General features: G+C 60.1%; 9 protein-coding genes. 4 read left to right on the top strand and 5 right to left on the bottom strand.

Annotated elements, in window-relative coordinates:
* The 3 genes from serS to RMO15_RS25905 form a co-directional block, all read left to right on the top strand.
* On the top strand, positions 1–1231 hold a 1231-nt coding region (serS, locus tag RMO15_RS25915), incomplete at its 5' end, for a serine--tRNA ligase (protein ID WP_309719601.1).
* A complete protein-coding gene (locus RMO15_RS25910; RefSeq protein ID WP_309719598.1) occupies positions 1231–3036 on the top strand; it encodes a hypothetical protein in 1806 nt (601 codons plus the stop codon). The genes serS and RMO15_RS25910, both read left to right, overlap by 1 nt.
* Positions 3036–3740: an HAD family hydrolase gene (locus RMO15_RS25905; protein WP_309719596.1), complete on the top strand. Its 705-nt coding sequence runs from the start codon at positions 3036–3038 to the stop codon at positions 3738–3740. Before RMO15_RS25910 ends, RMO15_RS25905 begins: the two co-directional genes overlap by 1 nt.
* A 10-nt stretch (positions 3741–3750) precedes the next feature.
* Here RMO15_RS25905 and RMO15_RS25900 read toward each other — a convergent pair whose 3' ends face one another.
* Positions 3751–5004, bottom strand: coding sequence for a Gfo/Idh/MocA family oxidoreductase (locus RMO15_RS25900; RefSeq protein WP_309719594.1), 1254 nt, complete (start codon positions 5002–5004; stop codon positions 3751–3753).
* Positions 5005–5101: 97 nt separating this feature from the next.
* Here RMO15_RS25900 and RMO15_RS25895 point away from each other — a divergent pair, with 97 nt between their 5' ends.
* Positions 5102–7663 carry a carbohydrate binding domain-containing protein gene (locus RMO15_RS25895; protein WP_309719591.1) on the top strand — a complete coding sequence of 854 codons (2562 nt, stop codon included), beginning with the start codon at positions 5102–5104 and terminating at the stop codon, positions 7661–7663.
* Here RMO15_RS25895 and RMO15_RS25890 read toward each other — a convergent pair.
* The 4 genes from RMO15_RS25890 to RMO15_RS25875 form a co-directional block, all read right to left on the bottom strand.
* Positions 7660–8799 carry an AAA family ATPase gene (locus RMO15_RS25890; protein ID WP_309719588.1) on the bottom strand — a complete coding sequence of 380 codons (1140 nt, stop codon included), beginning with the start codon at positions 8797–8799 and terminating at the stop codon, positions 7660–7662. The two genes, RMO15_RS25895 and RMO15_RS25890, sit on opposite strands and share 4 nt — an antisense overlap.
* A gap of 21 nt (positions 8800–8820) precedes the next feature.
* Positions 8821–9873 carry a hypothetical protein gene (locus RMO15_RS25885; protein WP_309719586.1) on the bottom strand — a complete coding sequence of 351 codons (1053 nt, stop codon included), beginning with the start codon at positions 9871–9873 and terminating at the stop codon, positions 8821–8823.
* The gene (locus tag RMO15_RS25880; protein WP_309719584.1) at positions 9854–10621 is read right to left on the bottom strand and encodes an SPOR domain-containing protein; all 768 of its coding nucleotides are present in this window, start codon (positions 10619–10621) and stop codon (positions 9854–9856) included. Before RMO15_RS25880 ends, RMO15_RS25885 begins: the two co-directional genes overlap by 20 nt.
* 61 nt (positions 10622–10682) lie before the next feature.
* Positions 10683–11256 (bottom strand): BadF/BadG/BcrA/BcrD ATPase family protein (locus tag RMO15_RS25875; protein ID WP_309719582.1); only part of this gene is annotated, 574 nt, incomplete at its 5' end.

Here is an 11256-nt window from a genome sequence, read left to right as displayed (position 1 = left end):
GGCCAACCTTGCCAAGCGCGGCGAGGACACAAGTAAGATAGACGCCCTTCTGGCGCTCGATGTCACCCGCCGTGAGAAGCAGAGCGAGTGGGAAGTGCTCCGCGCGGAGCAGAACAAGCTCGGGCCACAGATCGCCGCCGCCAAGAAAGCCGGGGAAGATGCCGCCTCGATCCTAGCTCGCTCCGGCGAGCTGAAATCCCGTCTCCAGAGCCTCGACGAGGAGCTGAAGTCCCTTGACCCCGAGCAAGAAGCGTTGCTCTCGAAGCTCCCGAACTTGGTTTTAGACGATGTCCCCGAGGGCGGCGAGGAGTGCAACGCGGAGATTCGAGGCGCGAACAAGCCACTCCGTGTGTTTGATTTCGAGCCCAAAGCGCACTGGGACTTGGGCACATCGCTCGGGCTATTTGACACCGAACGCGGCGCAAAGCTCAGCGGCAGCGGCTTTGTGCTTTACACGGGCGTTGGGGCGCGGCTTCAGCGGGCACTGATCAACTACATGCTGGACCTGCACACCACGGTGCACGGCTACACAGAGCTGGGCGTCCCCTATTTGCTCACCCGTGAGTCCATCACCGCATCGGGGCATATCGTCAAGTTCGCCCCCGAGATGTACCACGATGCCGAGAGCGATCAGTTCTTTGTCCCGACGGCGGAACCCGCGCTGGTCAATGTGCACCGGGGCGAGCTGCTGGAGCCGGGTGTCCTGCCGATTAAGTACGTCGCGCACACCCCCTGCTGGCGGCGAGAAGCCGGGGCGGCGGGGAAAGACACCCGTGGCCTCCAGCGCGTCCATCAGTTCGATAAAGTGGAGATATTCCAGTACACCCTCCCCGAAGCAAGCGCCGCCGCCCAAGACGAGATGGTGCAGCAGGCCTGCGCCGTGCTCGACGGCCTCGAAATCCCCCACCGCCTGCTGCTACTCGCCGCCGGAGACACGAGCTTCTCGATGGCACGCACCGTGGACATTGAGGCCTGGGCACCAGGTGTCGGCAAGTGGCTAGAGGTCTCGTCGGCTTCGGATGGCACGGACTTCCAGGCACGCCGTGCCAACATTCGCTTTCGGCGCGAGGCAGGCGCAAAGCCCGAGTTTCCCCACCTCCTCAACGCCTCCGGGACGGCACTCGCCAGGGTCTACGCCGCGCTTCTCGAAACCCACCAGAACGCCGATGGCACCGTCACACTTCCCGCCGCGCTTCGTCCGTACCTGGGTGGCCTGGAAAAACTAGGCTAATGCTCTTCCCTCCCGCTCTGATTGCGCTTGCTCAGCCCATCGAGACGAAGCTCGCGCTTCACTCAAGCCAGCTGCTCTGCGAAGAGGCCGTCGCCGATGTGAAGACGCTGGTGGATGAGCAGGCGCTCGGAGTTGAGGGCAAGCCCACGACGGAGTTTTTCCCCGGCTGGTCTGCCCCGTGGCGCTACCCGGTGCATGTGACGGTGGATCTGGGCACGGAGCACAGTGTCACGCGGCTACTCCTCTACAACAATACCGGCACGAGCGAGATTGGCGTGGCGACAGGAAAGCCGTTTGCGTGGAGCGCGCAGAAGAACCTCGTCCGGGACAAGTACCAGGGCTGGTGCGAGCTTCGCCTCGACACCAAGACACGCTACCTGCGCCTAACGATTCCCACGCCCACGGCGCTCCAGGAGCTCGTGGTCTATGGCATCCCTACGCTCACACCGTCGTTGGGCAATCGCTCTAGCGCCGTCCCCACTCCGCGCAAGCCACGTGTGAGCTTTGAGCAGTTTGTGGGAACCAACGCCTTCATAGACGATCCCCTTGACAAGATCACCGGGGTCGCGGGCTTTGTGCGCGAGTACCACTCCTGGGCCTGGGACACCGAGAACCCGGATCGGCAGACCCGCTTCAACCCGAGCGCTGCCGCAGGCGGTAGCTCCTGGTTCTTCGATGACTACTACAAGAAGCTGGCGAGCGCGGGCGTGACCGTTGTCCCCTGTGTCCAGGGCAATAGCGCGGGCAAGGTTTTTAACGACAAGCCAGACGTAAACGCCCACGCGGCGCATCTGTTTCAGTTTGCGGCGCGCTACAGCAACAAGAAAGTCCCCGATAGTGCACTGAGCCTTGCGCCGGGCCAGCCACGTGTCTCCGGGCTCGCGACGCTGCGCTACTTAGAGAACTGGAACGAGCCTGACAAGACCTGGGAGGGGCGCGGTGGCTGGTTCACACCGTATGAGCTGGCCGCCCTGTGCGCTGCCGATGAAGACGCGATCCATAGAGCCGACCCCAGCATGCCATTAGTACTAGGTGGTCTCGCCGGGCTCAGCCTCGACTACCTGACGGCCATGCAGCACTGGGCAAGTTTTCACCGCAACGGGCGCTTCCCAGCAGGCGTGATCAATGTCCACCACTACTGCACCGATGGCGGCGAGCAGGGCTTTGGCAAGACGGGAATCTCCCCTGAGGCCGATAACCTGCGCGGTAAGCTGGAAGCAGTCACAAAGTGGCGGGATAAAAACGCGCCCCACTGCGAGCTCTGGCTGACCGAGTTTGGCTGGGACACCGACCCGCGCTCCCCCATCCACTGCCCGGCGATTAAGAGCATGGATGCGCAGACCGTGCAGGCCGCATGGCTGGTGCGTGCCTATCTGCTGCTCTCCGCCGCCGGGGTAGACCGCACGGCGATGTTCATGCTCCGCGATGTGAACTCAAGCGGCGGCGGGGTCTTTGAGACGTGCGGCCTGGTGACACAAAAGGGCGAGTGGAAGCCCAAGCCTTCGTGGTTCTGGGTTGCGACTCTCAAGAATCGCCTCAAGGGCTACCGATTTGTGGGGGATGTCCCAACGGGCACCCCCGATGTCATGGCCCTGCGCTTCTCCAACGGCAAGCAAGACGCTCTCGCGCTCTGGTGCCCGACTGCGGAAGATAAAACCGTGAGCGACTTCAAGCTCCCCGTGAAGGCCAGCAAAGCCACGGCAGTGCGCTTTACCATCGGCTCGACCACGGGAGCCGAAGCGCCGCTCACCAACCTGACGCTGGATGTCTCCGAAAAACCCACGCTGGTGTTTTTGACAAAATAATGCCGATCCACGCCGTCCTCTTCGACCTCGACGATACACTCTGCGACGACACCGGGCAGATGTTCGAGAGCATCCGGGAAGTGGCGAGCCTTGTGCCCGGCGGCGATCCAAATGCAATTGCGGAGGGGTACTGGCGCATCTCCCATCGGTTCTGGACCTACGAGATCCACACACGCCCACCCGAGCCGCTGGAGAGCATCCGGGAGCTACTCTGGCAGAAGACACTGGAAGAAGCGGGAGTCACGCACTCGTTTGCTCAGCTAAAACGCCTCGCGGCACGCTACGGCGAGGCGCGGGAGAAGACCCCGCCGCCGTTTGCCGATGCGGAGCACACACTCACGCAGCTCAAGGCGCGTGGGCTCAAGCTCGGGATTGTCACCAACGGCGTCTCCGAGTCACATATTGGCAAGCTGGCACGCCTTGGCCTCGGACACTTCTTCGACACCGTCCTCATGCCCGACCAGACCGGCTTCGCCAAGCCCGACCCCCGCCAGTTCCACCTCGCCTGCCAGCGCCTCGGGGTGCTCCCCGAGCACACCGCCCACATCGGAGACTCGCTGGTCTCCGATGTGGGCGGGGCACGAAACGCAGGACTCACCGCAATCTGGTACAACCCCGAGAATAAACCGCGCCCCGAGACGGCGTCTGAACCACACTACACGGTTCAGACGCTCGCCGAGCTACTAATGATCACCGTCGATTAGAGGGGCGGGACTAGACCGTCCAGCCTTTGGGGAACTTGGGCTTGATAAGCGCTGCCGCTTTGGCGCTGCTGGCCTTGAGCGTCTTCGCGTCCCAGTCGAAGCCTTCTTGGGCACGGTAGGCGGTGTTTCCCAGAAGCACCGTCTCGGTCATCGGGCCGGAGTAGCCAAAGTGACACGTAGCGGGCTTGCCGCCCTGGATCGCGTCGAGCCACTCTTTGTGGAAACCGGGTGACTTGGGCACTTTAACCGTCGGCTCACCTTCCACGCCGATCAGCTGCGCCTTGTCAAAGCCACAGAGGAGCATCCCCTTCTCGCCGATAAAGAGATTGTTCATGCCTTTCGGGTCAAGATTCTTCTCTTTCAAGATCGCCGGGGTGCCCTGGTACCAGTGAAGCGTGATGTCTTTCTCGTACTTGAAGCTGACATGAAACTTCGTGGGCGTGGTCACGGCGTGGAGCGGGTCGCCGTCGTGGTAGTTCACGCGGGTCGGGTAGGTCAGCCCTAGCGCCCAGAAGGGAATATCGAGGATATGACAGCCCCAGTTGCCCGCCTCACCGGTGCCGTAGTCCCAGAAAAAGCGCCACTTGTAGGGGACAATCTCCGCCGTGTAGGGCCGCTGCGGTGCAGGCCCAAGCCAGAGATCGTACTTGAGCGTGCTGGGAACCGCAGGTGTGTCGGTGGGAACCGGCGGCATTCCCCGGCTACTGGCGATCCAGCTATGCACTTCCGTGACCTTGCCGATCAGCCCCGACTGGATGATCTCGACGGCCTTATGGATCGCCGGGAGCGTGTGCCGCTGCACCCCAAGCTGCGTGGCGACTTTCTTCTCCGTCGCCAGCTTCGTTAGCTCCCGCACCTCCCAGACCGAGTGGGCCATGGGTTTCTCTAAGTAGACATGCTTGCCCATTGAGATTGCCCGGTGCGCCGGGTGAAAGTGCGTGTGGTCGGGCGTGGCGATCACGACGGCATCAATCTCCTTGCCCATCTTGTCGAACATCTCACGCCAGTCGTAGAACTTCTTGGCACTAGGAAACTGCTCGTAGGCTTTCCCGGCACGCTCATCATCTACATCACACAGTGCCACGAAATTGGTGGTGGGCTGAAGCTTAGCAAGCTCCTTGATCGAGAAATTCCCTTGCCCCCCGATCCCAATCACCGCCACATTCACGCGGCTATTCGCCGACTGCGCCTTCGCCTCACTCGCCCCCAGCGCCAGTGCAGCGCTTCCCAACAGTAGCTCTCTTCGATTCAACTCTTGCGACATCTTTCTTCCTCTCCGAAACAGAAATATCCCCCTAAGCTTACCATAATCTGGCTCACGCAGGCTCGGTCCGCTTCGCACGACGGGCTATAATGCCTCTGTGAACCAAACAAATGCTTTTCCTTTCTCGCTGCCCTGGGACGATTCCAGCGCGACAGCGACCAGTGTGGCCTCTCTCAACCCTGCGCCGCTGACGACGCAACACAAGCTCACGGCTAAAAATGGGCATTTCTACGACGCGACAGGGCGACGGGTGCGCTTTGTGGGGGTGAATATAGGCGCGGCGGCGGCGTTTCCCAGCAAGGCCGATGCCCCCAAGATCGCGGCCCGGCTGCATAAGTACGGCGTGAACCTGGTTCGGCTGCACCACATGGATGCGCAGTGGGCGACGCCCAATATCTTTAATAGCAAGGGCCGCTACACCAAGACAACTTCGCTTGATCCCGTAAGCCTGGACTTGCTGGAGTTCTTTATTGCCCAGCTGAAGCGCAACGGGATCTATGTGGATCTTAATCTGCATGTCTCGCGCGAGTGGCTTCCGGGTGATGGCTTTCCCATAACCCAAGAGAAGCTCCCTGAGCTAGGCAAAGTGGTCGCGTACTTTCATCCACGGGCTATCGAGCTTCAAAAGCAGTTCGCGACCCAGATACTGACCCATAAAAACCCCTACACGAGCCTGCCACTGGCGCTCGATCCGGTGCTTGCGCTGGTCGAGCTGAACAACGAAGACTCTCTGATTGGCTCCGCGGGCCAAGCGGCAGCCCTTCCTAGCGCACTCCGCAAGCCCCTGGAAGCGGGCTGGCAGGTCTATCTCCGAAAGAAGTACCTCAACACCGTCACGCTGCGGCAAGCCTGGAACACGGGGCAGTCGCTGGGCATGGAGCAGCTCAATCGTAATGTCGCGGGATGGACCGCCGAGACTCACGAAAAAACGCAGATGGAGCTAGCCTCCATCAGTGTCGCGGGACAGACCAATGCGCCCGGTGGCCAGGTGCTCCATGTCACAAAACTAAAGAGCGACGGCACTAACTGGCACCTCCAGCTTCACCAGACCAGCCTGACACTAGAGACAGGAAAGACCTACACGGTCTCGTTTGTCGCACGGGCAGCGGCACCACGTACGGTCTATGTCAACGCCCGCCTCGACCAAGCCCCGTGGAGCATGGTCGGACTCGACACCAGTATCGGCCTGAACATTGCCTGGAAACGCTACAGCTTCACCTTTATCGCCAATGGTAATGTTGTTCCGGGCCACTGTCGCCTCTCCCTCACGGTTGGTGATAGCGATGCGGATATTTACTTAGGCGAGTGGAGCCTTCGTCCGGGAGGCGGGGGCATGCAGTTCGTCTCGGGTCAGAGCCTAGAGAAAGGGACGATTGAGCTAGGGCAGATCAGTGGCTCGAACTCTGGTGTGGACTACACCCACTATCTCATGACCGTGGAGGACTCCTACTGCCGGACGATGAAAGCGGCGGTTCTCGCAACGGGCTGCACAGCGTCGATTGCCTGCTCCCAAGCCAGCTACGGCGGCATGGCGGGGCTCTACCGAGAGTCCAAGCTCGACTGGGTGGACATGCACGCCTACTGGCAGCACCCCAACTTCCCTGGCTCGGCCTTTGATCCTAATAACTTCCAGATCGAGAACACTCCCATGACGGCTAGCTCTGGTGCGGGAGTCCTGGACGGCCTCGCGATGCACCGGGTGCAAGGCAAGCCCTTCACGGTCAGCGAGTACGACCATCCCGCCCCAAGCGAGTACAGCGCCGAGCTGACTCCCCTGATCTTTGCCTACGCCGCCTGGCAAGACTGGGATGGCATCTTTCTCTTCGCCTATGAAACCGCGCAGAGCGACAAGATCACCGGCTTTTTCGACCAGCAGCTCCATCCCGGCAAGCTCGGCTTTCTGCCTGCCGCCGCCGCGCTGTTCCTGCGAGGTGATCTCGCTCCCGCACCCAATGCCATTCAGCTCACCGTGCCTAAAGCCAAGGTCCCTGGCCTGAAAGCGCTCGGCACCGACTACGCCTTTTGGGGACTCTCCGAGACACGGTTTGTCCAAGGGAGCCTCAAGAACGCCCCCGAAAAAATAGATTCGAAGACGTTCCTGACACACCGTGCGGCGGTTCGTTTTGAAGAAGACCCTGGCCCTCTCGCGCTCGTGGTGCAGAACCCCAAACCGATGCAAGAGAGCACGGGGTTTGTCTGGGATCATGCGGCACAGCAGGTACGCGTTAGCTCCCCCGCCTCTAAGGCACTGATCGGCAAGCTAGGCGGTAAGGCAGCCCGAGTCACAGGATTTCTGGCGGAAGTGGCACCGTCCAAGCGCAACTTTGCGGTTCTCACCCTGACAGCGCGGGATGGAAAGCCGACCGAACTGTCGCGCTCGCTTCTGCTCACGGTGCTGGACAAGGCCGAAAACCCAGGCATGACGTGGAACGCAGATCGAACCTCTGCAGCGGATGCCTGGAAGTCTGGCCCGACACAGCTCGAAGTTCCCTCGGCGACGATTCAGATCGCGACAAAAGCGACGAAAGCGACGGTCTGGGCGCTGGAGGGCACCGGGAAGCGTCGCCAAGAAGTTCCTGCGACACTTGAGAACGGCACCCTCACTCTAGCCATTGGCCCTGAGCACAAGACTCTCTGGTACGAGATTGAGACGGCCTAGAAACCCGAGTCCTCGGTCTTGTCCATGTTCGCCAGAGCAATCTCAAAGTCCACCATGGTGACCGCCTCGATGCCGCCTTCGTCGGCGAGGCGGATCAGGGCCTGCATCCCGGCCTCGTTGACCAAGGCACGCAGATCGGCCCCAGAGAACTCCTCCGCACCTGCCGCCAGCTTGTCCAGATCCACATCGTCGCCAATGGTTGCCCGCTTGACACAGACCTCCAGGATCTGGCGGCGTGCTTCTTCATCGGGTAGCGGGATCTCAATCTGGCGCGAGAGCCGTCCTCCCCGGACAAGTGCAGGATCGAGCATATCGGGTCGGTTGGTGGCACCGACGACGAAGAGCCCCTGATTCGCCACCAGGCCATCCATCTCGTGCAGAAACTGATTGACCACTTTATCGGAAGGCATGTGCATTCCCCCGACGCGGCTGGGGATGAGCGCATCCACCTCGTCCAAGAAAATAATCGCAGGAGCGTTCTGACGTGCCTCGGTAAAGAGCCGTGCAACGGCCTTCTCGCCCTCGCCCACCCACATGGAGTTGACTTCTGCGGGGCTGGTGGCGAAGAACTTGGACTTAGCCTGTGCGGCCAGAATGCGCGCAATGGTCGTCTTTCCCGTTCCCGGAGGGCCATAGAGCAATAGCCCCGTGGGCGGATCAACCCCCAAGCGCCGCGCCTGGTCTGGGTTTTCAAGGAGAAGCTGCATCTGACGCAGCTCACGCTTGGTCTTGGCAGGCAACACCACATCGTCCCAGGTTAGTCCTGGCTTACCTGTCTCTGCCACGGGAGCGGGCGGGCTACCATTTCGAAGAGGCGGCGCAGGGCGCGTGGAGATGGGCTCTGGTGAGGGATTCTCCAGAGTACGTAGGAACCGCCCGTACTCATCGCTGGTGGGAGCCAGCTCAGCAGCCTTGCGAGCCGCCGCAATGGCATCATCGCGCTGCCCTAAATGGCGCAGGGCCTGAGCCATCCAGTAGTAGATCTCAGGATGTTTTGGCGCTAGCTTGCTGGCCTCTCTTAAGTGCTGGAGTGCGGTCTGCATCTCTTGAGTTGCAGATGCATAGGGGAGAAGAGACTCGCCACGGCGCAGGTGCAGCCGTCCACGAGTGTAGTGCAGTTCGGCCTCAGGGGTCACGTTCTATCTTGCCTCACGGTTCTATTTTGCTTCCAAGTTGGCTAGCCAGAGGGTGTTGTTTTGTTGCACACTCTCCGTAATGCCGCTGATATCTAGGATCATTATCTGCTTGACACGCGCGACATCCATTTTGTCGCGCTTGCTGTCATCAGCGGGCTTGAAGTCGCTCCAAGGCAGGGAAATTTTCCGTGGCGAGCGCACGCCCGGCACCTCCACCATGGCATTAAACTTACCCCCCTGGTCATCCTCAAGCTGCACCATCAGGCTCGCGGATTTGGCGACGGCCAAAGAGACACCAAGGCTCGCCTTGCCGGCGAGAGAACCTGAAGGGATGGCATGAAAAAGCCCACTAAACTTTCCTGGAGCCACACTGTAGGTAACCTCTAGGTTTGTCCCGGTCAGAGGCCCACCTGCTGAGACGCGCTTGAGCCCCGCTCCCCCCACACCGATCCAAGAGAGCTGAGGTCGGCTCAGGCCATCCAGAGACGAGGTGGGCAGGGGCGCAGTGCTCACCGTAAACTCTCGCATCCAGAGCTCACGTGGCCCGGACGAAAGATCGGGAAAGAGGGTCGTCACGGCAGCACTCTCCATGCGGATCAAGAACTCATGCAGATCTACCACGGTGATGGACTCAATTTTCTCTGTGTCCAGCTTGCCATTGGCATCCGCCGGGTCGCCGGGGTCGCGTCCCAGGGACAAGTCCGTCACGGCGAGGTCGATCTCTTGCCAGAGGTTCTTGGGCATGGTTGCTACTGCCATGAAGCGCCCTCCCCCTTTTTCTTGAACCATAAAGGCCAGTACCGTATCGGTATCGGCCTTGAGGGTAAAGTGCAGTCGCTGGGCTCCTTTGAGGGCTTCGGGCTCAATCGTACGAACAAGCGCATTGAGATTGGTCTTATTGACCATGTACTCAAAGCTTAAAACGGGCTTCGGCGGTGCGGTTCGGCTAACTTTAGCGATCTCTCCGATACCTTGCCAGCCGTCCTCGCTAGTAATGAATGTATGGCTAAGCAACGGTGTCGGAGTCTGTGCAAGCGTCACAAGAGCGAGTAAACTAGTTGACGCGAGCATCATAACCATTATTTTCAAGTTCTTTCTTACGGCGCTCTGCCCCATCGGAGTCGCTGAACGCACCGGCTTGTACATGGTAGATGGTCTTGCCTTTGCGCTGATCGGCGATTATGGTCGGCGTGTAGCCGCGTCCTCGTAGCTCGGCGACAAGTTTCTCGGCATCATCGCGTGTACTTTTTGCTCCGCCAATGCGTACCCGAAACAGGTTCTTAGAAGCGACCGTTTTCTCACTCTCGGTCTTAGACTTTTCACCTTCGGTCTTCGGTTTGTCAGGCTCAACTTTGGGCTTATCCCCCTCAGGCTTGGTCTTATCTGGCTCAACTTTGGGCTTATCCCCCTCAGACTTAGTCTTATCTGGCTCTGTCGTCGTAGGGTCTACTTCAGGTTTTACCGGGTCAGGCTCCGTCTTGGAAGGATCTTCGTCTTTGGTGTCCGTTAAGGTTTCGTCCGGGCTGGGCGAGGGACTTGCTTCGATAATGCCAGGATCGGCGGCCTTTAACTTGGCTTCCTCACGAGCACGCTCTGCCTCTTCTTTACGTTTTCGCGCCGCTTCTTTTTCCGCCGTAATATCTTCGACCTGAAGCCCTTGGCTCTCTACCGCGGTGATCTGAAGTCCACTGGGAGTCGGTTCGGGGCTGGAAGTTGCAACAGCCGGGGTGGCATCTGAGGGTGCTCCCTTCGTTCCGAAGACAAAATACCCCAAACAGAAACACACCACGACAACACCAACTGCCGCAAGAGACCATTTCAATGTGGGATTCTCTGAGTCCATATCCAACCTCCTAATAAAAATACCTCCCTATTCTACCGTGTTAAGGACAACTTCGTTCAGCAAGACGAAGTGCTCCTTCCACAGGGCTGCCCATAGGCTCCCGGACAGTTATATTTTTCTCCCAGCGCTCCAAAAGAAGCGTGAAGGGTGCGTGCATCCACTGCCCCACTTGCTCCCACATCCCCCCAACAAGCGCCACCGGGACGGCCCGTTCGCTGGGAAACTCAAGCTGTTCATAGGCAGCACGAACAAAGCGTGCAAGCCAGGCTGCGGCTCCGGTGAAGAGCCCTTGTGCCTCTTGATCCCCTTCTAGTGCTTTAGCATGAACCAAGCGTACCAGAAACCCTCGTCCTTCGATTAGGGCACGCTGACGAGCACGCTCGCCGGCAAGAGCCGCTTCGTCGGTCTCAAGAAGCCCACAGACAGCCTTGGTGAGGGGCGTGTGAGGCCAGAGCCCGTCGCAGGCGCGTAGTGTCCGATGCATCAGCTCTGTGGTGACATAGGCTCCACTACCTTCATCTCCAAACTCCCAGCCGCGTCCGCCTACCCGCACCGACTTTCCGGATTCGTCCTCCCCGTAGATCACCGAGCCTGTCCCGGCCACGCACAAAATG

The sequence above is a fragment of the Armatimonas sp. genome (assembly GCF_031410135.1).
Lineage (GTDB): Bacteria > Armatimonadota > Armatimonadia > Armatimonadales > Armatimonadaceae > Armatimonas.
Note: the sequence above shows the minus strand (reverse complement) of the source record. Positions and strands in the feature narration are given on the sequence as shown.